Consider the following 19,954-nt stretch of genomic DNA (forward strand, 5'->3'; position numbering starts at 1 on the left):
CGGCGGTTGGCTGACGCATTCACCAGCCGCAGCATAACTCATAACTCATAATTCATCATTCTTTAAAAGTATTTCTGAATCGCTTTGGGATAGTCGGCGAAGGCGAGTTCGGGTTCGGGGAGTTCGGGGTGCCACATTTTTTCCCATTCCAGGCTGTAATACCCGGAATAACCGCCTTTTTTGAGCGCGTCGATGGCTTCCCGGAGGGGCGCTTCCCCCTGGCCGACGAAGGTGTACTGTGGTTTTCCGTTCACCATCCGGCCGTCTTTGATATGGGCATGGCGGATGTATTTTTTCAGGGTCTGGTACACCTCGGTGGGCGGTTCTTTCGTGACGGACCACATGTTGAAAATGTCCCAGATCAGGCCCACATTGGGATGTTCAGCCTGTTTCATGATTCGCAGCAGCACGTCTTTCCAGATCACTTCCCCGTGCGATTCGAGCAAGACCGTTACGTTAGCGTCCTTCGCGTGTCGGGCCAGTTCCAGCAAGCCGTCGCTGATGAGGTTGATGGTTTGCTCGCGGTCCTGATCTTTGGGTAAATCGTTGGGAAACACCCGAACGTAGGGGCACGCAAGCTGCTGGGCCAGGTCGATGAACTGCCGGGCTTCGTCCAGGTTTTTCCGGCGTTTGGTCGAATCCATGAAGTGCAGCGCCGTCGACGCGCCCAGGTTGCAAACTTTCAGCTTATTGTCTTCGAATTGGGCACGGGTTTCGGCAATCCGGGTTGGCGTACTCAATGCCGGGCATTTCGGCAGGAACAATTCACCTTCGATGCCCCGGATTTCGATGGCTTCGTAGCCTTCCGTTCGGGCGGTTTTGATGATCTGCGGCAACGGCCATTTCGGGCAACCCAGCGTCGAAAAAGCAAGTCGTGGATTGGCCTTCGGAACCGAAAAACCGAGTACGGAAGCGCTGGCCAGGCTGAGGGTGGTTTGAAGAAAAGTTCTGCGGGAGGTCATGGGTTCAAGGCGTGCCAAGTGGGTTGATACTTGATTCTGGAAGTAATGAGATACTGGATTTCTACTATAAAATCAGGTTAATGACTCATTTTTCTTGTCCGGTTGGCGGCTGTAACCCTTTTGAAAACCGCTGACGGGACTGATTGCGGGTGCCAGCTTGTAGGAAACACGCCATTTTTTGTATCTTTCACATACTACACACGAAACCGTTGATGAGCCATGAGCGTGAGAGGTATACTGGGGTGTACAGTGGGGTTGTTGCTGGCGCAAACGGCTGTCGGTCAGCAGAAAAACGGCGTCGTTCAGAAGCCCGCCGGACGAGGATTGAAAGGTGAGTATTACGACGGGACCAATTTTCAGCGCAAAGTTTTTACGCGAACTGACGCGCAGATCGATTTCGACTGGGAATGGGGCGGAAGCCCCGGTCCGGGCATCGGGCATTCGTATTATTCGATCCGCTGGACGGGCAAGTTGTACGCACCCACCACCGGCGTCTACAAGTTTGGAGCGATGGTCGACGATGGGATTCGCCTTTGGGTAAACGGTAAAAAAGTCATCGACGTCTGGAGCCTCAACGATTCAAAGACGTTTCAGGGCGAGATTAGCCTAAAAGCCGGGCAGTATTATGACTTGCGGGTTGATTATTTCAACGACCGGCACGGCGGCAGCATCCGGCTGGTCTGGATGCCGCCCAAACAGACTGCCTATACCGTTCCTGACGCGGGTTCTTATTTTCCGCCCACTTATCAGCCTCCGAAACCGGTCGTGGCCAAAGTGGTCGCCAAACCGGTCAAGCCAAAACCGCGTCCGGTCGTTGCGCAGGAACCGCCGGTTTCACCCAGGAAAGAACCTACGGTTGCGAGTGTGGTAGCCCCGACAAGAGCGCCCGAACCTTTCGAGAACCTGAAAACCGGCGACAAACTGGTGCTGAATCATGTTTTTTTCGAGCAGAGCGAATACAGGCTATTGCCCGAATCGTATGCCGAACTCGACCGGCTGGCGCGGGCGCTGGTGCAGCATCCGACCCTGCGCATCGAGATCGGCGGGCATACCGACAACGTGGGCGATCCGCGCCTGAACCTGGCTTTGTCCGAAAACCGGGCTAAAGTCATCGAGACGTATCTGATCCGGAAAGGAATCCAGAGCGAGCGGATCGAAACCAAGGGCTACGGCGGCACCCGACCTCTGACCGACAATACCACCGAAGTAAACCGGGCAAAAAACCGTCGGGTGGAGTTTTTCGTCAAATAGATCGATTCTTTATCGACTTATCTGTCCGCAAATGGCCGAAGAAACGTCCGTTTGCGGACAAATTATTTGATGCGTCTTTAGTTAAACTATTTAAAATGAATTGATTAGGTTTTCTGGTATATCATTTGGAAGAAGATGTAACATCGCTTTTTAACTTCTGAATGTATGCTGCGGAATTACCTCAAAATTGCCTGGCGGAGTTTGCAGAAAAACAAACTTTTTTCGTTCATCAACATTTTTGGGTTAGCCCTGGGCATGTCGTGTAGTCTGCTGATTGGCCTGTGGGTAAAAGACGAACTCAGTTATAACCGGTTTTTGCCGAACCTCGACGAAGTGTTTTTTGTCCGGACGAGTACGGTACACGACGGCAAAATCCAGACCGGCACGCTGACGCCCGGCCCGATGGCAGAAGTGCTGAAACGGGATATCCCGGAGGTGCGCTACGCCACCAAGGTGCAGTTTCCGGAGGAAAAACTGGTGAAAGTAGGCGATAAATCGACGAAGGAAACCGGTTTTTATGCGACAAAAGACTTTTTTCTGGTTTTCGATTTCCCGGTTCTGGCGGGCAGTCCGCTGATGGCAACTACCCAGCTGGATCAGATCATCATCACCCGGAAAGTTGCCGAGAAATTTTTTGGTACCGTCAACGCCGTTGGGAAGCGGCTTCAATTCAACAACACGACTTATTATACTGTTGGCGCGGTGCTCGAAGATATTCCCCGTACCTCCAGCCTGCGGTTCGACTGGCTCATCAATTACGACGTGCAGGAAGAGGACTGGAAGAAACAGTGGGGAAATTTCTCCTTCATGACATTCATTCGGCTGGATGCGAAGGCCGATCCGGCCAAAGCGGAGGCCAATATGAAAGACGTGTACCGGCGCAATACCGACTGGAAAGAAGTGCCGACGCTGACGCTCCAGCCGATGAAGGACGTGTACCTCTACGGCAAGTACGAAGACGGGAAAGCCGTGGGCGGACGGATTGAATACGTCCGGATTTTTGCCCTGGTGGCCCTGTTTATGCTGCTCATTGCCTGCGTCAACTTCATGAATCTGGCCACGGCCCGCTCGGCAATGCGGGCAAAAGAGGTGGGCGTTCGGAAGGTCGTTGGGGCACTGCGGTCGTCGCTGATCGGGCAGTTCATGAGCGAGTCGGTGCTGACGAGTGGGCTGGCGGTTTTGCTGGCGCTCGTGCTGGTCAGCCTGGTGTTGCCCGGTTTTAACACCACCTTCGGGAAGCAACTCGAACTGGACCTGGCGGACCCGGGTTTGTGGGCCGGGACGCTGGGACTTGTCCTACTCACCGGCCTGATTTCGGGGAGCTATCCGGCCCTGTTTCTGTCGGCCCTGCAACCTATCCGTATTTTGAAAGGAACCCTCAAATTTGGCCCCGGCGCGACTCTGTTCCGCCGGACGCTGGTGATCTTTCAGTTTACACTGTCGATTTTCCTGATCATCGGTATGCTCACCGTCGCGCGTCAGATGGACTACATCCGGACCAAAAACCTGGGCCTCGACCGCGAAAACGTGCTCTACGTGCCGCTCGAAGGCGATACCTACAACCGCATGGAAGCCTTCCGGCAGGAACTGATCCGGACGCCGTCGGTGGCGTCGGCCACGGTAACGATGAAATTGCCGATGAACATCGAATCGACCTCCGGCGACCTGACCTGGCCCGGCCAGAAACCGCACCACGATTCCAACGTCTCAACGATGTCGGTGGGTTACGATTTCATCAAAACGATGAATATCAAGCTGGTCGCTGGGCGGGATTTTTCCCCAGACCGCAAAGCCGATTCGGCTTCCTACATCGTCAACGAAGCGGCTGTCCGGATGATGGGGATGAAAAATCCGGTCGGTCAACAGGTCGGGTTCTGGATGGGCAAAGGCCCGATCATCGGCGTGATGAAAGACTTCCACCTGCAATCGTTGCACAGCCCCATCACGCCCCTCGTGCTGACGCTGATTCCGACCAACTCCAGCTACTTGCTGGTCCGGACCGAACCGGGCAAAACCGCCGAAGCCATCGACGAATTGCAACAGCTATCCAGGCAGTTTAATCCCGACTATCCGTTTGAGTACCATTTTCTGGATGAAGCTTACGAGCGGTTGTATCGCATTGAACAACAGGTCTTTACGTTGATCAATTCCTTTGGAGCCTTAGCGATTCTGATCTCATGTCTGGGGTTGTTTGCGCTAGCGGCTTTCACGGCCGAACAACGGCGGAAGGAGATCGGCGTCCGGAAAGTGCTGGGCGCATCGGTCGGTAGCCTGGTGTCGCTGATTTCGAAAGATTTCCTGAAGCTGGTGCTGGTGGCGCTGGTGCTGGCGTCTCCGCTGGCGCAGTGGGCGCTGACGAAATGGCTCGGCACGTTCCGGTACAGCGTGGATTTGTCGTGGTGGCTGTTTGCCACGGCGGGCGGTTTGGCGGTCCTGATCGCCTTCCTGACGGTAAGTTATCAATCCATCAAAGCGGCTTTAACCAATCCGGTGACCTCGCTGCGCTCGGAATAATTCTTGAACTGGGATTACGCGGATTAAAAGATTAAGAGGATATAAAAGATTGCGGTAGCCATCCTCTTAATCCTTTAATCCGCGTAATCCCAGTTCAAGACAATTAACTCAAACAACAATGCTAAAAAACTATCTCATCACCGCTTTTCGCGCGTTTCGGCGCAACTGGAATTACTCGGTTATCAACGTGGTTGGGCTGACGCTCAGTCTGGCGTGTTGCCTGCTGCTGTTTGTCGTGATCCGGTACGAACTGAGCTTCGACCGGCATCACGCGAAGGCGGATCACACGTACCGGCTGATCCGGCATTTTACGAAACCGGAAGATGGCTACAACGTGGGCATTCCGTTGCCGGTGCTGGCCGCTTTGCGAACCGATTTCCCGGCTTTGAAACAACAGTTGACGTATATTCACGATGTCAGAAGGCCGGTGGTTGCCGTTGAAGAGGGCCGGTCGAAAGGGAATATGCGCCGGTTTCAGGAAGAAAATGGGGTGGTAGCTTTCACCGAACCGGAGTTTTTTCGGCTGTTTGATTACGAATGGGTCAGCGGAGATCCGGCTACGGCGCTGAACCGTCCGGGCACGGTGGTGCTTTCGGAAGACCTAGCGCACAAGTATTTCGGCAATGCCGACCCGATGGGTCGCACCCTAAAGGTGGAAAATAAGATGGATTTTCTGGTGACCGGGATTGTGAAAAATCCGCCGGTGACGAGCAGCATCCCGTTCCATGTCTTGCTGTCGTTTTCGTCGCTGAAACAGTACGGCGCGAATACCAACTGGGACGACTGGGGCTCGTCGTACACCGGGGCGCAACTCTACCTGACGTTGCCGGAAACGATGGCTGAGACGACGATGGAGCAGCAACTCGTGCCTTTTCTGCGGAAACACATCAGTGAAGAGGAGGCACGTGATCAGTTCTACGAGCTGCAACCGCTGACCGACATTCATTACACGGTCGGAATGACTGCGTTCAACGAACGGACCATTGGCAAGGAGATGATCTGGGCGATGGCGCTGATCGGTTTATTTCTGCTCGTCACGGCCTGCGTCAATTTTGTCAACCTGGCGACGGCCCAGGCGATCCGGCGGTCGAAGGAAGTGGGTGTGCGGAAGGTGCTGGGCAGTTCGCGTTTTCAACTGGTGCGGCAGTTTCTGGGCGAAACCGGTTTTCTGACCGGATTGGCGGTTTTGCTGGCCTTGCTGATTGCTCATTTTTCGCTATCGTCAGTGGCCGAGTTGCTCAATATCAAGCTAGTTGTTTCTTTGTTCGGTGATCCGGTCGTCCTGGGCTTTCTGATTTTGTTAGCGGTGTTTACGACGGTTTTGGCCGGTTTTTATCCGGCGCTGGTGTTGTCGGGCTACCAGCCGGTCTTGGCCCTCAAAGGCAAAATCCGGGCCTCGAAAAGTGGCCAGTTGACGCTCCGACGGAGCCTGATCGTGCTGCAATTTACCATTTCGCAAACACTCATCATCGGCACCGTGATTGTGTATAACCAGATGGACTATTTCCGGAATGCTGACCTTGGTTTTCGGAAAGAATCCATCGTCATGATTCCGATTCCGGAGAAAAAACCGGGACAACTGGAGTCGCTGAAGGCTAAACTAACCGGTTTGCCGGGCCTGGGTGCGATGAGCTTCGGGATTTCCTCTCCCTCGGCGCGGGGTAACTGGTGGACCGGTTTTCGGTATGAAAACCGGGAAAAAGAAGAAGATTACGGCGTCGTGATGCGCCCCGCCGACACCTCGTACGTTCGTACCTACGGCCTGAAACTGATTGCCGGCCGGATCAATCTGCCCGCTGATACGATGCGGGAAGTGCTGGTCAACGAGCGGTTTGTGGCGAAGTTGGGCCTGCGAAATCCGGAGGAGATTCTGAACAAAACGATTCAACTGAACGGTCGGCGGTTACCGATTGTGGGCGTCGTGAAAGACTTCAATACGTTCTCGCTGCACCAGACCACCGAACCCTGCGTGCTGACCACTCACCGGGATGCCTACGGGAACCTGGGCGTTCAGGTTTCGGGAAATGCCACGCGGGTAAAAGAGACACTGGCAAGTGTGGAAGCGGCCTGGTCGGAAACCTTCCCGGACTTTCTGTTCAAGTATGAATTCCTGGACGACACCATTGCTAATTTTTACGCGGCTGAAGAGCGGCTTTATGCGCTATTCCGGTTGCTGGCCGGGATTGCGATTTTCATCGGATGTCTCGGTTTATACGGTGTAGTGGCGTTTATGGCCGAGTCGCGGACGAAGGAAGTGGGGATTCGGAAAGCGCTGGGTGCATCGACTTCCCACATCTTCGGGCTGTTCTCGTTCCAGTTTCTGAAGCTGGTTTTTATCGCCCTACTGCTGGCTGCGCCCATTGCCTGGTATTTTACGGACAAATGGTTGCAGGATTTTGCCTACAAGATCGAGATTAAATGGTGGATGTTTGCGTTGGCCGGGCTGCTGGCCGGTGTCATCGCGCTCGTAACCGTCAGTTTTCAGAGCATCCGGGCAGCTCTGATGAACCCGGTGACCTCGCTGCGCTCGGAATGAGGAGTTAAGAATTAAGAGTTATGAGTTGGCGCTGCCACATTTCCAGGAAACGGCGGAGCCAACTCATAACTCATAACTCAAAAAGCTGTTCAGGTCGAGTTGGAGGATTTCGGAGAAGGAGGAGGGTTCGGTCAGGCCACCGTCGCCTTTGCGGTAGCGGAACCACTCGTGGGTTCGGTAATCGTAGAGGAAACCTTCGAGGATGCCGTAAAAGTCCTGATCGATCAGTTGAATAATTTTGTGCAGGTCCCCTTTTCGTCCGTTGGTGTGGCATACTTCAATAATGATCGGCGTTTGTGCGGTTTTTGCATCACGCAGGGAGATATCGGGCACTAGGCTGGCTTTCCCTTCATCGAGCATCGTCTCAGGCAAGGGTTCCAGGTCGATGGTTTTTTCCCGGTAAAAAAGAACACCCAGGCCAACGGTGAGTCGGGCAATGATGCGCTGGTGTTCGACGGGTGCCCAAACGCCCTGATCTTCCTGAACAAGGGGTAAAGGATTGGTGGATGGAAAGTACATGGGGGTGCGGTTTTTGGACTATTGCAGAAAAGCGTTCAGGTCGAGTTGGAGGATTTCGGAGAAGGAGGAGGGTTCGGTCAGGCCACCGTCGCCTTTCCGGTAGCGGAACCAGTCGCCGGTTTTGTAATTGTAGACGAAGCCTTCGAGGATTCCGTAGATGTCTTCATCGATCAACGTGACAACTTTAGACAGATCATGTTTTTGGCCTCGGGTATGGCAGATTTCAATAATGATTTTCGTCTGATCGGTTTGGTACTCAAACAACATGAGATCAGGAACCGGCGTTGCATACCCTTCGCTGAGCATCATTTCAGGAAGCGGTTCGTACGGAATCTGACCTGATTTATACAAGGGATACAAACCGGCCGTCAGTTGGGCGATAATCCGCTGATGAATGAAGGGGGCATAAACGCCCATTTCATCTTCCTGGGCCATCGATGGCAATGGATAAATTGGTTTATACATAGCCTGAAAGAAAAATGACTTGATTAAACAAACATACCGTATTTTTTCATGCTTCGCAATTACGTAACAACCACCCTCCGGAGCCTGATTCGGAACCGGACTTACGCGCTGATCAACCTCGCTGGGCTGACGCTGGGGCTGGGCATTGCCATTGTCCTGTTCTGGATTGTGCGGTTTGAATACAGCTTCGACCGTTACCATTCAACGGCCGACCGGCTGTATCGGATCATTGTCGAAAACCGGTACGGCGAGCAGGGAACATCGGTTCCGCAGGGGGCGGTCAAGGCGCTCAACCGGCAGATTTCCGGGGTTGAAAAGGCCGTGAACGTATACGGAATGGCTCCGAAAGGGTTACGGATTGGCGAGTCGGTCTTCAAGGTGAAAAATATCTTTTTCGCGCCCCCGCAATTTCTGGAGATGATCGACGTGGAATGGGTGCAGGGCTCGGCGCAGCAATCGCTCAGCCAGCCGTACCAGGTGGTGCTAGACGAACCCACGGCCGCCCGGTTTTTCCCGAATGAAAACGCGATGGGCAAAACCATCCGCTTCAACAACCAGGCTGATCTGGTGGTGTCGGGAATCATTCAAAAAATGCCGGTCAATACGGAATTTCAGTTTCAGGTGCTGGCGTCCCGCGAGACTTTGAAACGAATCGCGCATGAATATACCAACGAAGAATACTGGGGTGGGGGCGATTCGATGCACCACGGCTATGTGCTCCTGAAGCCTGGCGCATCGGCTCCGGCGATCGAAGCGGCCTTGAGCAACCTGGCCCGGCAACACGCCAACGAAACGGCCAACAACAGCTATCATCTCTTGCCCATTACGGAGATTCACCGCAATACCGAAACCGATCCGGATCCGTTCAACTACGTCATTCCGCAGTGGATGTTGAATACACTGACGGTCGTCGGACTGTTTTTGATTGTGATCGCCTGCATCAATTTTGTCAACCTGGCCACGGTGCAGGCCGTTCGCCGGAGCCGCGAAATCGGCGTCCGCAAGGTGCTGGGCAGCAGCCGGAGCCAACTCATGGTACAGTTTTTTGGCGAAACTGCCTTGCTGGTTTTTGCGGCCATTAGTCTGGGCAGTTTGCTGGCTACGCAATTAATCCGCTATGCTGATCAGTTGCTGAACACACAGGTTGCCCAATCGCACATCTGGGATGCCGGAACGGTCGGATTTCTAGTGATGCTGGGCGTTGGCGTAACACTGCTGGCCGGTTTTTATCCGGCGCTCGTGCTGTCCGGTTTTCAGCCCGTGAAAGCGTTGCGCGGGCGGTTTTTACCAGTACCGGCCAACGGGCTTTCGCTGCGGGCGTCACTGGTGGTGGCTCAGTTTGTCCTAGCGCAGGTGCTGGTCATCTGCACGCTGATTGGCACGAAGCAAATCCGGTATTTCTACGAAACCGAGTTGGGATTTGACAAGAAAGCCATTGTTACCGTTGAGATGCCGGACAAAGGCAATGCTGTGTTGCGGGAGCGTTTTCGGCAACGACTGCTGACGCATCCGGAAATTAAAGACGTCGCTTTTGCCCTGACCTCGCCCTCAAGCAACCACAACTGGTGGTGGCGCACCATTCACCACCGCAATTTGCCCACCGGAGCCGCTGAGTTTCGGATGCAGTATGTCGATACAAACTACTTCCGGTTTTATAAAATACCGCTGGTGGCCGGGCGGTCGTGGACGCGCGCGGATACCGGAACGGTCGTGATCATCAACGAAAAAGCCGCCCGCGACTTTGGCTATCAAAATCCGGAAAAAGCTCTGGGTGAACAGATTATGCTGGACGGGAACCAGCCGTTTACAGTGATGGGGGTGGTGAAAGATTACCATTCTCAAAGCCTGCGGTCGAGCATTGTGCCGCATGCGTTCCTGTATGCCGACTGGAATTTCCAGCAAGCCAGCATCCGGATCGATCTTCGGCAGCAGCCAAGTGCCCTGCGTCATATTGAGGAGGACTGGAAGGCGGTTTTTCCGGGCTATTATTTCGAAACTCAGTTTCTGGATCAGGATATCCGGGCTTTTTACGACGACGAGCGCAAGCTGAGCAACTTTCTGAGCCTTTTTGCTATCCTTGGTATACTGATCGGATGCCTGGGGTTGTTCGGGTTGGTGTCGTTTGTCGTTACGCAGCGGACCAAGGAGATCGGTGTCCGGAAAGTGTTGGGAGCCAGCGTCGCCAGCATCGTGTCGTTGCTGTCGAAAGATTTTTTAAAACGGATTCTGGTGGCTTTCGCGATTGCCACGCCGATGGGCTGGTACATTATGAGCCGGTTTTTAGAGGCATATACTTACAAAATCACAATCGACTGGTGGACATTTGCGCTGGCGGGGGGGCTGTCCGGGCTGGTGGCTCTGCTGACGGTTTCGTTCCAAAGCGTCAAAGCTGCCCTCGTGAATCCGGCGACCTCACTGCGGAGTGAGTAATCTGAACCTGGATTACACGGATTAAATGATAAATTAGGATGGCTACCGCAATTTGTTTATATCCCGTTTAATCCCGCTACGGCGGACCGTTTTAATCCGTGTAATCCAGGTTCAAGACCCTTTTACAACTATGCTAACGAACTATCTCAAAATTGCCTGGCGGAACCTGTGGAAAAACAAGGTTTTTTCGACCATTAACATCATTGGCCTGGCAGTCGGCATGGCGGCCTGTATCCTGATCATGCTTTTCGTAACATTCGAAAACAGCTTCGATGGGATGCACCGGAAAAACATCTACCGGCTCGACGAAGTGCAGAAATTTCCGGGCATGGTAGCTCCCCAAAACGTGGCTTTGTCCATGTTTCCGATGGGGCCGACGCTGGTGAAGGAATACCCGGAAATCCGCAGTTTTGTCCGGGTTCGGCCCTACAAGAAAGTGCCGCTGACATACGGGGATAAAAAAATCATTATGCCCCAGATGTTGTGGGCTGATTCCTCCTTTTTGCACCTGTTCGATTTCAACTTAATCAAGGGTGATAAGGAGCATATTTTAAAGAATCCGGGCAGTATCGTGCTGACCGAAGAGAAAGCCACTGCCTTTTTTGGAAAAGAAGATCCCATCGGCAAAACTCTAATCGTATATAGTTCGGATACGACCACGTTTAAAGTAACCGGTGTTCTGGAAAATACGCCCAAAAACTCCCATTTGCAATTTGATGGATTAGTTTCCTTTAATACGTTCGTCGGGCCTGACGCCATGAACAATTGGGGTGGAAACTGGCTGGTCACTTACCTCGAATTAACAGACAATACGAATGTCGCTTCTCTGGAGAAAAAATTTCCGGCATTTCTGAAGAAACACATGAATGGTGACGGCTGGAAATTCTACGAATTATTTCTCCAGCCGCTGCGTGAAGTGCACGATAACTCCACGAATATTACCCACGATTACCTCAATTTTCAGAAGTTCGATCAAAATTACACCTACGTCTTTTCGGTCATCGCCCTTATCGTCCTGCTGATTGCCTGCATCAACTTCATGAACCTGAGCACGGCTAAATCCGCTGGTCGGGCCAAGGAAGTCGGGATTCGAAAATCGGTCGGAGCCGAGCGGGCGCAGTTGTCGGTTCAGTTTATCGGCGAGTCTATTTTGCTATCGTTCATCGCGTTGGTTTTTGCGTTGTTGCTGGTGAAATTAGTCTTACCTTACGTAAATAACCTGAGTCAGCGGGAACTGGATTTTTCGTTGTTTACCAATCCCGGTTTGCTACTTTTATTGATCGGGTTTGCGGTGGTTATCGGAATTGTTTCGGGGAGTTATCCCGCATTTTTCCTCTCCGCTTTTCAGCCTACCAAAGTACTGAAAGGCACCCTTGAAACCGGTCGGAACAAAGGTTCGTTCCGGAATATACTGGTGGTTGGCCAATTTACCGGGGCGGTTTTTCTGATTATTGCCACGGCTTTTGTCGTCAAACAATTACGGTTTATGCAGGATCGGGACCCCGGATTTTCCCGCGACCAAGTGATGATACTTCCGCTGAATTCACTGACGAATCCGAAGTTTGATGCAATCAAGCAGGAATTGCTGACGAGCCCTTTGGTCACAGCGGTAACGGGTTCGCAACAACGGTTAGGAAACAACCTCCATCAGACGGGTGTCCGGTTTCACGGTGACGGGCCGGTGCGCGAATTAACGTCGTCGCAGATTATTGTCGATCCCGATTATTTGACGCTGTATAAGATCCCAATTATTGCCGGGCGAAATTTTTTAAAAGACAGCAAAACCGACAACGGGCGGGCGTATATCATCAACGAATCGCTGGCAAAAGAACTGCTGAAAGAGCAGCCAAAAGCGACGATGCAATCGCTGATCGGCCGGAATTTTGGCTTTGGGGGCCTGGATTCGCTGGGCCGGATTGTCGGCATTGCGAAAGATTTTAATTTCAACTCGCTTCATCATAAAATCGAGACACTTTGCATTTTCGATCAGAAGGATTGGGGCTATAGTGAAATGTCGGTTCGGATCAACGGCAAAAATACCAAAGCGGCCATTGCCTACGTGCAGGGCGTCTGGAACAAACTGGCTCCCGGACAGACGTTCGAATACACGTTCCTGGACGAGCATTTTGGGGAACTCTACCGGGCCGACGGCCAGGTGAGCGAAATTGTGGGCATTCTGGCTTCGCTGGCGATTCTGATTTCCTGCCTGGGGCTGTTCGGGCTGGCTTCGTTCTCAGCCGAACGCCGGGTCAAAGAGATTGGGATTCGGAAGGTCTTGGGCGCGTCGGTTACCGGGATCATTGCCCTGCTGTCCCGGGATTTCCTGAAACTGGTACTGTTCGCTATTCTCATCGCGTCGCCGGTGGCCTGGTACGCAATCCATCGGTGGTTACAGGACTTTGCGTACCGGATCGACATCGACTGGTGGGTGTTTGTGCTGGCGGGTTTGCTGGCCATTCTGATCGCGCTCCTGACGGTTTCGTTTCAATCCATCAAAGCCGCCTTCATGAACCCGGTAAAAAGCTTACGAAGTGAATAATTCTGAACTCGGATTACACAGATGAAACCGAGCCGCCGACGCGGGATTATCAGACTACCGACGCGGCCAAGATGAGCTATCTCAATCTTTTTATATCCTACTGAATCCTTTCATCTGCGTAATCCGAGTTCAAGACATTAACCTGACAACTATGCTAACGAACTACCTCAAAATTGCCTGGCGGAATCTGCTCCGCAACAAAACGTTTTCGCTGATCAATGTCCTCGGTCTGGCGCTGGGTATGGCGTGTAGCCTGCTCATTTTACTCTGGGTGCAGGACGAGCTGGCTATGGACCGGTTTCATGCCAACGACAACCGGCTTTACCGGGTGCTGGAAAATCAAAATTGGGCCGGGCAGGACCTGAGCACCACGCCTGCAACGCCCGGTGTTCTAGCCGAACACCTGAAGAAAGATTTTCCGGAGGTGGAGCAGGCGGCCATGCTTTCGTGGGAAAATAACCTCCTGCTGGCCGTGGGCAATACCTTTGCCAAGGAAGAGGGACGGTACGCGAGCACGGATTTTTTGACTATGTTTTCGTTTCCATTGCGCGAAGGTGACCCCCGAACGGCGCTGACCCGGTCAGGCAACATCGTGATCAGCGAAAAACTGGCCCGTAAGTATTTTCCCAACCAGAGTGCCTTGGGCAAATCGATCCGGATTGATAACACCGAAGACCTGATGGTGACGGGTGTGCTGGCAGAACTGCCTGAGCACAGCTCGCTGAAATTTGATTTTCTGATTTCCTGGGAATTATTTCTCAAATTGAATCCCTGGGCGAAAGAGTGGGACAACAACGGCCCCCGGACGTATGTCCTGCTAAAGCCCAATACTGACCCGGACAAGTTTTCGGCGAAAATCAAGGACTATATTTCCCTGAAAACCAACAAGCAGGTTACTAATATTGCCCTGCTTTTGCAGAAATACAGCGATGCGTACCTGCACTCCAATTTTAAGAACGGCAAGCTAAATGGCGGGCGGATCGAATACGTGCAGTTGTTCATCATCGTAGCAGTTTTTATTTTAATCATTGCCTGCATCAACTTCATGAACCTGGCCACGGCCCGCTCGGTCAAACGGGCGAAGGAGGTGGGCGTCCGGAAAGTGGTCGGAGCGATGCGGCAGTCGCTGATGGGCCAGTTTGTGGGCGAGTCGCTGCTGATCTCCTTCCTGGCGCTGCTGGTGGCGTTGTTGCTGGTGCTGATGCTGTTACCGGTTTTCAACGAATTGACCGAAAAGCACCTGGCTTTTATGCTTTCGAGTCCGAATTTCTGGCTCATTCTGCTGGGGCTGACGCTCATTACCGGTTTGCTGGCGGGCAGTTACCCGGCCTTGTTCCTGTCGTCCCTGCAACCGGTGGTTGTGCTGAAAGGCGTTCTGAAATTCAAACCCAGTGCAACGCTTTTCCGCAAAGGACTGGTCGTTTTTCAGTTTTCACTGTCGATTATTCTGATTGTAGGCATGGTTGTGATTTACCGCCAGATTCAGTACATCCAGAATAAAAACCTGGGTTTCGACAAAGAAAATCTGGTGTACATGCCGCTGGAAGGGGATTTGAAAAAGAATTTCCCGACGTTCCGGAACGAACTCGTAAATCAACCCGGCATCAAGGCGGCTTCGGCTTCCTGGTCGGACCCATTGGTGGTGGGTAGTTCTACCGTCGGCGTGACCTGGCCGGGCAAGGACACAACGCAACGGATTTTGTTTCACCAAACCGCCGTCCACTACGGTTATCTGCAGTCGATGAACATTCGATTGAAAGAAGGTCGGGATTTTTCGCCCGCGTACAGTACGGATACTTCCAATTACATCATCAATGAGGCTGCCGCCCGCAAAATCGGCTACAAAGATCCGGTCGGAAAAGAGCTGACCTTCTGGGGGCGCAAAGGTACCATTGTCGGCATCGTGAACGATTATCACATCAATTCGCTGCACGTTGCCATTGATCCGCTGATTCTGCACATGCAGCGGAACGAATTCGACGGGGTCGTGCTGGTCAGGGGCGAGAAAGGCCGGACCCAGGAGGCCCTGGCGAATCTGGAAAAAACGTTCCGGAAGTTCAACCCGAAATACCCGTTTGAATACAAGTTTACCGATCAGGAGTTCGGGACGTACTACAAGGGTGAAAAAGTCATCAGCAAGCTGGCCAATTACTTTGCTTTTCTGGCCATTTTTATTTCCTGTCTGGGCCTGTTCGGATTGGCGGCTTTCACGGCCGAGCAGCGAACGAAGGAAATCGGCATCCGCAAGGTGCTGGGGGCCAGCATTTCCAACATTGTGCTGATGTTATCGAAAGATTTCCTGTGGCTGGTGCTCATCGCTTCGCTGGTAGCCCTGCCGATTGCCTGGTGGGCCATGACCGATTGGCTGAAGAAGTACGAAAACCGCATCGACATCGAGTGGTGGATGTTTGCTGTGGCCGTGGTGGCCTCGCTGTTCGTCGCCCTGTTTACGATCAGCTTTCAGAGCATCAAAGCTGCGTTGATGAATCCAGTGAAGAGTTTGAAAACGGAGTAGAAAATGTCTTGAACTTGGATTACACGGATTAAAGGATTAACTAGGATGCAAAAAACGCGTTGCGGAAGCAATCCTAATTAATCCTTTAATCCGCGTAATCCAGGTTCAGACAATGACAACTTCGCGCAGACGCTTTCTCAAACAGGCCACTTCACTGACCGCCCTCACGAGGTCTGACGGAAGCGGTGAGCAAGGGGAGTTAAGAGTTAAGAGTGATGAGTTAAGAGTTAGCTACCGCAGCGCAACTCTTAACTCATCACTCTTAACTCTTAATTCTGAAAGCAATGAGTGTGGCCAGGCTGGTGAGGAGGAGGCTGAAGTGGGTGGAGGAGAGGCCGGGTAGTTCGTAGGCCAGGAAAAATTCGTCGGCGACGATAAAAGCCGCCCACAACCCGATCAAAACCGTCAGCGCGCGCTCGGTGGCGGCCTGGCGGTTGGGCGTCTGCCGAAGGGTAGCCGCGAAGGCCCGCCAGAGCAGGATGGAACCCACACTTTGCCAGATCAGAACGCCCCCATAAAAGAGACCGGATAGCCAGACCGACGTGCTGTAAATGCTGATGACCTGGCGGACGAGCGCATAATTGCCCGAAACAAAAATCCAGTTGGCCGGGAGCCAGTTGAGTGCCCTCAGCGCGTCGGCGGTGTTGCTCAGAAAAACAAGCGATACATACAGCGACCAGAACAGGAGCAGGATGGCCAGAATGCGCTGGCCGGGGCGGTGGGAGGTGGTTGGCATAGGATCGTTTACCGGTTTTAACAAGAGACGGATCAGGAAAAACACATGGCTTATGGCAGAGCGCCACAAACCAAGCGGAATCTATTGCGTTTACTATACTAAGCAGTAAAAAGACTGCGACTAAATAAGCGTTTTTGTTTTCTTTGCCTTCTGATGCTAGTGACCCTGACTGATAGCGAACGCCAACTAATGCGTCAACTCCAACGTACCGAGTCGGCCAAGCGCGACTATGTCAAAATCACCACCATCCTCATGCTTGATCAGGGATTTGATCCCAATCAGGTAGAAGAGGTTTTGGGTATCGACAACACGACGGTTTACCGCTATGCCCAAAGCTTTCGCAGTTTGGCCCCCAAAGACTATCTGGGCGATGCTTACCAGGGCTGGTGGGGGCGACTAGACTCGGTCCAATTGGCTCACTTGCAAACCCAACTCCGCCAGCGTTTCTTTCGTTCAGCCGCTGAGATTGCCGCCTGGATTCAAACTACCTTCTCGGTCAGCTACCCCCCGAAAGGGCTCGTTAAGCTCCTGCACCGGCTAGGCTTTCGCTACAAGAAGACCACGCTGGTCGCCCCGCAGGCCGATGCCGACAAGCAACGCGCCTTCGTGGCGGAACTGCAACAACAGATCACGCAACTGCCTGCTGACGAGGTAGTTTACTTTGCCGATGCCGTTCATTTCCAGCATAATACACGCCCGGCCTACGGCTGGATCGAACGGGGTCAGCCGCGGCCCATCGCCTGTAACTCGGCTCGCTACCGGGTCAACATCAACGCGGTCGTTAACGCCCTGAACCCCTGTGAGGTCATCGCCCGCCAGGATCTGACCATCAACTTTGACTCGACGATTGCCCTGCTCGAGCAGGTGTTGGCGGCTAATCCAAACAAGCGGCTGATTCACGTTTACTGCGATTCGGCCCGTTACTATGTGAGCCGACAGGTCCAGACCTGGTTGGCCGATAAACCGCTCAGATTACACTTTTTACCCCCTTACTCACCCAATCTGAATCCCATCGAGCGGCTGTGGAACGGGGTCGCCCGGCGATTCATGCAGCAGAAAGCCATTGACTCGGTCTACTACCCAACGGCCTCCCAATTTCGGCAAGCTGTGCTCGGTTTCTTAAGCCAGCTTGAGCCTTATCGTGCCCAGTTGGAACGACTACTGGTGCTCAAGTTTGCGATTGTCCAAAATCGCCAGTTAGTCGCAATCTAAACAAGCCTGAGTATAGAAAACCGCAAATTGATTGTATGGCAGAGACAACGCAACAGCCTCCTCAAATATACAGTGTCGTACCGGCCATTTTGCCCCCCGACCAACTATTTGGCCCTTTGTTTCACGATGTACAGATGCTGCCGGTATTTGACGATTCCATCACCTTCGCCGACTGCTATCCCCGGCGCGCACCGGAAGAAATTCTGAGCCAGTATGAAATTGAGAAACACCGGGATGGGTTCCGGTTAGCGGATTTTGTTCATACTTATTTTCACCTGCCGAAAAACCTCGAAACCGACCACGTCAGCGACCAGACGCTGCCGACGGCCGTGCATCTGAACCAGATGTGGCCGCTTTTTGAGCGACGATCCGAAACGATGTGTTCGATGCTGCCTGTTCCGAAACCCTACATCGTCCCCGGTGGGCGGTTTCGCGGGCTTTATTACTGGGATAGTTACTTCACCATGCTGGGGCTGCGGGTGTCGGGCGAATACGAGATGATCCGGCACATGGTCGATAATTTCGCGCACCTGATCGACACCTACGGCCACATTCCGAATGCCAACCGGAGCTATTACCTGACGCGCTCGCAACCGCCGTTTTTTGCCTTGATGGTGCGGCTACTGGCCGACATCGACGGCCCGGCCACCCTGGTTCGCTACCTGCCTCACATGCAGAAAGAATACAATTACTGGATGGACGGTTACTTTCGGCTCAGTGATCACGAGGGCGATTTCCGGCGCGTGGTGTTGTTGCCCGATGGGGGCATTTTAAACCGCTACTGGGACGACCTCGCGGCACCCCGCCCCGAGTCGTATCGGGAGGATGTTGAACTCGCCCATGAAGCGGCTCCGTACGGGGTCGCGCCCGGAACGCTCTACCGGCACATCCGGGCGGCCTGTGAGTCCGGCTGGGATTTCAGTTGCCGCTGGTTTGGCGATCCGGACCGGCTGGCCACCATCCATACCACGGATATCATTCCGGTGGATCTGAACTGCCTGCTGTATGACCTGGAAATAACCCTGTCGGATGCGTACCGCCAAAGCTCTTTTCAGGAACCGTATGAGCATTTCAGGCAAAAAGCCGAAACCAGGCGGAAAGCCATTATGACGTACCTCTGGGATGAACAGCGGCAGTTTTTCATGGATTACAACGTCGTTTTGCACAAGCCGACGCCGGTTTGGTCACTGGCGGCCCTGTTTCCGCTGTTCTTTGGGCTGGCAACCGACGAGCAGGCGACTCATGTGCACGAGCACGTCAAAAAAAGCTTTCTCAAAGAAGGCGGAGTGGTGTCGACGCTTCAGACCAGCGGACAGCAGTGGGACTGCCCGAACGGCTGGGCACCCCTGCAATGGATCACGCACCAGGGCCTGTTGAAGTACGGTTTTGCAGAGACAGCCGCCGAAATCAGGCAACGCTGGATGGCGCTCAATGACAAGGTATTCCGGAATACGGGGAAAATGATGGAAAAATACAACGTGGTGGATACCAATTTGCCCGCCGGTGGGGGAGAGTACCCCAACCAGGACGGTTTTGGCTGGACCAACGGGATTTATCTGGCTCTCCAGGCTCACGACGGACTGGTAGCGACCCACGGCAAGCGGTAGGATCATCGCACCAGGAATTCGCCGGAAGCCAACAGGATCCGGTGGTCTTTCAGGTGGAAAAAACCGTCGTTGAAATCCTCTTTCCAAATCGGGCAGGTGGCGATTTTCTCCAGCCTGAATAATGGTCCGTTCACAATCGGACAAAAACTGTCCGATTTCGTACATCCGTTTTGTTGAACACCCCTTTCTGAGCGCTCCAAGGACGGTTTTCAGCGTTGGCAAGACATTTGATCAGCAAAAATAGAACTAATTGATAGCGATGAAGCGCAGTTATTTAGGTGAGTTTGAAGAGATCGTACTGCTGACGGTGGCCGTGCTGGAAGGCGGTGCATACGGCGTCGCGATCACCCACGAAATCATCGAACAAACCGGCCGGTCGGTGCGGCTGAACCAGATTCACTCGGCCCTGGAGCGGCTGGAAGACAAAGGCATGGTGAAGTCGGAAATGGGCGAGCCCACGGCCGAGCGCGGGGGTCGTCGGAAGCGGTTGTTTACGGTTACTGCCTACGGTCGGCGGACGCTGGAAGAAATTCAGGACGTGCGCGTCAGTTTCTGGAGCCGTTTGCTGAACCCGCTGAAACCGGCCACAAGTCTTTGAAAAGCAATTTATTGAGAATGAACAATTAATAATGAAAGGTGAATATCGAATACTGAATATCGAACGCTGA

Annotated in this window: 14 protein-coding genes; 9 read left to right on the forward strand and 5 right to left on the reverse strand. The window is 53.1% G+C overall.

Annotated features, from left to right (window positions below):
• Positions 1-62: 62 nt before the first annotated feature.
• The gene (locus ACO2Q8_RS26945) at positions 63-962 is read right to left on the reverse strand and encodes a sugar phosphate isomerase/epimerase family protein (protein WP_423348001.1); all 900 of its coding nucleotides are present in this window, start codon (positions 960-962) and stop codon (positions 63-65) included.
• A 219-nt stretch (positions 963-1,181) separates the two neighbouring features.
• On the opposite strand from ACO2Q8_RS26945, the gene ACO2Q8_RS26950 reads away from it, so the two are divergent.
• From ACO2Q8_RS26950 to ACO2Q8_RS26960, 3 genes are all read left to right on the forward strand, one after another.
• On the forward strand, positions 1,182-2,213 hold the full coding sequence (locus tag ACO2Q8_RS26950; RefSeq protein ID WP_423348002.1) for an OmpA family protein: 1,032 nt from the start codon (positions 1,182-1,184) through the stop codon (positions 2,211-2,213).
• 165 nt (positions 2,214-2,378) lie between these two features.
• On the forward strand, positions 2,379-4,727 hold the full coding sequence (locus tag ACO2Q8_RS26955) for an ABC transporter permease (RefSeq protein ID WP_423348003.1): 2,349 nt from the start codon (positions 2,379-2,381) through the stop codon (positions 4,725-4,727).
• 118 nt (positions 4,728-4,845) lie between these two features.
• Positions 4,846-7,263, forward strand: coding sequence for an ABC transporter permease (locus ACO2Q8_RS26960; RefSeq protein ID WP_423348004.1), 2,418 nt, complete (start codon positions 4,846-4,848; stop codon positions 7,261-7,263).
• A gap of 63 nt (positions 7,264-7,326) precedes the next feature.
• Here the strand turns inward: ACO2Q8_RS26960 and ACO2Q8_RS26965 are convergent, their stop codons facing one another.
• Both ACO2Q8_RS26965 and ACO2Q8_RS26970 read right to left on the reverse strand, forming a co-directional pair.
• The gene (locus ACO2Q8_RS26965; protein ID WP_423348005.1) at positions 7,327-7,782 is read right to left on the reverse strand and encodes a hypothetical protein; all 456 of its coding nucleotides are present in this window, start codon (positions 7,780-7,782) and stop codon (positions 7,327-7,329) included.
• An 18-nt stretch (positions 7,783-7,800) separates the two neighbouring features.
• A complete protein-coding gene (locus tag ACO2Q8_RS26970; RefSeq protein WP_423348006.1) occupies positions 7,801-8,247 on the reverse strand; it encodes a hypothetical protein in 447 nt (148 codons plus the stop codon).
• 48 nt (positions 8,248-8,295) lie between these two features.
• On the opposite strand from ACO2Q8_RS26970, the gene ACO2Q8_RS26975 reads away from it, so the two are divergent.
• The 3 genes from ACO2Q8_RS26975 (at position 8,296) to ACO2Q8_RS26985 (ending at position 15,731) form a co-directional block, all read left to right on the forward strand.
• Positions 8,296-10,677, forward strand: a complete 2,382-nt coding sequence (locus ACO2Q8_RS26975) for an ABC transporter permease (RefSeq protein WP_423348007.1) — start codon at positions 8,296-8,298, stop codon at positions 10,675-10,677.
• Positions 10,678-10,807: 130 nt separating this feature from the next.
• A complete protein-coding gene (locus tag ACO2Q8_RS26980; protein ID WP_423348008.1) occupies positions 10,808-13,216 on the forward strand; it encodes an FtsX-like permease family protein in 2,409 nt (802 codons plus the stop codon).
• Positions 13,217-13,367: 151 nt separating this feature from the next.
• The gene (locus ACO2Q8_RS26985; RefSeq protein WP_423348009.1) at positions 13,368-15,731 is read left to right on the forward strand and encodes an ABC transporter permease; all 2,364 of its coding nucleotides are present in this window, start codon (positions 13,368-13,370) and stop codon (positions 15,729-15,731) included.
• 262 nt (positions 15,732-15,993) lie between these two features.
• Here ACO2Q8_RS26985 and ACO2Q8_RS26990 read toward each other — a convergent pair whose 3' ends face one another.
• On the reverse strand, positions 15,994-16,467 hold the full coding sequence (locus ACO2Q8_RS26990; protein ID WP_423348010.1) for a hypothetical protein: 474 nt from the start codon (positions 16,465-16,467) through the stop codon (positions 15,994-15,996).
• A 189-nt stretch (positions 16,468-16,656) separates the two neighbouring features.
• On the opposite strand from ACO2Q8_RS26990, the gene ACO2Q8_RS26995 reads away from it, so the two are divergent.
• Positions 16,657-17,679 carry an IS630 family transposase gene (locus ACO2Q8_RS26995; protein ID WP_423348011.1) on the forward strand — a complete coding sequence of 341 codons (1,023 nt, stop codon included), beginning with the start codon at positions 16,657-16,659 and terminating at the stop codon, positions 17,677-17,679.
• A 26-nt stretch (positions 17,680-17,705) separates the two neighbouring features.
• On the forward strand, positions 17,706-19,286 hold the full coding sequence (treF, locus tag ACO2Q8_RS27000) for an alpha,alpha-trehalase TreF (protein WP_423348050.1): 1,581 nt from the start codon (positions 17,706-17,708) through the stop codon (positions 19,284-19,286).
• 2 nt (positions 19,287-19,288) lie between these two features.
• On the opposite strand, the gene ACO2Q8_RS27005 is transcribed toward treF, so the two are convergent.
• Positions 19,289-19,420 carry a hypothetical protein gene (locus tag ACO2Q8_RS27005; protein ID WP_423348012.1) on the reverse strand — a complete coding sequence of 44 codons (132 nt, stop codon included), beginning with the start codon at positions 19,418-19,420 and terminating at the stop codon, positions 19,289-19,291.
• Positions 19,421-19,545: 125 nt separating this feature from the next.
• Between ACO2Q8_RS27005 and ACO2Q8_RS27010 the strand changes: the two genes are divergently transcribed.
• Entirely contained in the window at positions 19,546-19,884 is a 339-nt protein-coding gene (locus ACO2Q8_RS27010) for a PadR family transcriptional regulator (protein ID WP_423348013.1), read from the forward strand.
• Positions 19,885-19,954 lie beyond the last annotated feature (70 nt).

The sequence above is a fragment of the Larkinella sp. VNQ87 genome (assembly GCF_049445795.1).
Taxonomy (GTDB): domain Bacteria; phylum Bacteroidota; class Bacteroidia; order Cytophagales; family Spirosomataceae; genus Larkinella.

Bases quoted from the DNA above. Each gene is read 5' to 3' on its own strand.
- ACO2Q8_RS26970 (WP_423348006.1), bottom strand. From the start codon at position 8,247: ATGTATAAACCAATTTATCCATTGCCATCGATGGCCCAGGAAGATGAA.
- ACO2Q8_RS26985 (WP_423348009.1), top strand. From the start codon at position 13,368: ATGCTAACGAACTACCTCAAAATTGCCTGGCGGAATCTGCTCCGCAAC.
- ACO2Q8_RS26965 (WP_423348005.1), bottom strand. From the start codon at position 7,782: ATGTACTTTCCATCCACCAATCCTTTACCCCTTGTTCAGGAAGATCAG.
- ACO2Q8_RS26980 (WP_423348008.1), top strand. From the start codon at position 10,808: ATGCTAACGAACTATCTCAAAATTGCCTGGCGGAACCTGTGGAAAAAC.
- ACO2Q8_RS26990 (WP_423348010.1), bottom strand. From the start codon at position 16,467: ATGCCAACCACCTCCCACCGCCCCGGCCAGCGCATTCTGGCCATCCTG.
- ACO2Q8_RS26975 (WP_423348007.1), top strand. From the start codon at position 8,296: ATGCTTCGCAATTACGTAACAACCACCCTCCGGAGCCTGATTCGGAAC.
- ACO2Q8_RS26995 (WP_423348011.1), top strand. From the start codon at position 16,657: ATGCGTCAACTCCAACGTACCGAGTCGGCCAAGCGCGACTATGTCAAA.
- ACO2Q8_RS27010 (WP_423348013.1), top strand. From the start codon at position 19,546: ATGAAGCGCAGTTATTTAGGTGAGTTTGAAGAGATCGTACTGCTGACG.
- ACO2Q8_RS26955 (WP_423348003.1), top strand. From the start codon at position 2,379: ATGCTGCGGAATTACCTCAAAATTGCCTGGCGGAGTTTGCAGAAAAAC.
- ACO2Q8_RS26950 (WP_423348002.1), top strand. From the start codon at position 1,182: ATGAGCGTGAGAGGTATACTGGGGTGTACAGTGGGGTTGTTGCTGGCG.
- ACO2Q8_RS26960 (WP_423348004.1), top strand. From the start codon at position 4,846: ATGCTAAAAAACTATCTCATCACCGCTTTTCGCGCGTTTCGGCGCAAC.
- ACO2Q8_RS26945 (WP_423348001.1), bottom strand. From the start codon at position 962: ATGACCTCCCGCAGAACTTTTCTTCAAACCACCCTCAGCCTGGCCAGC.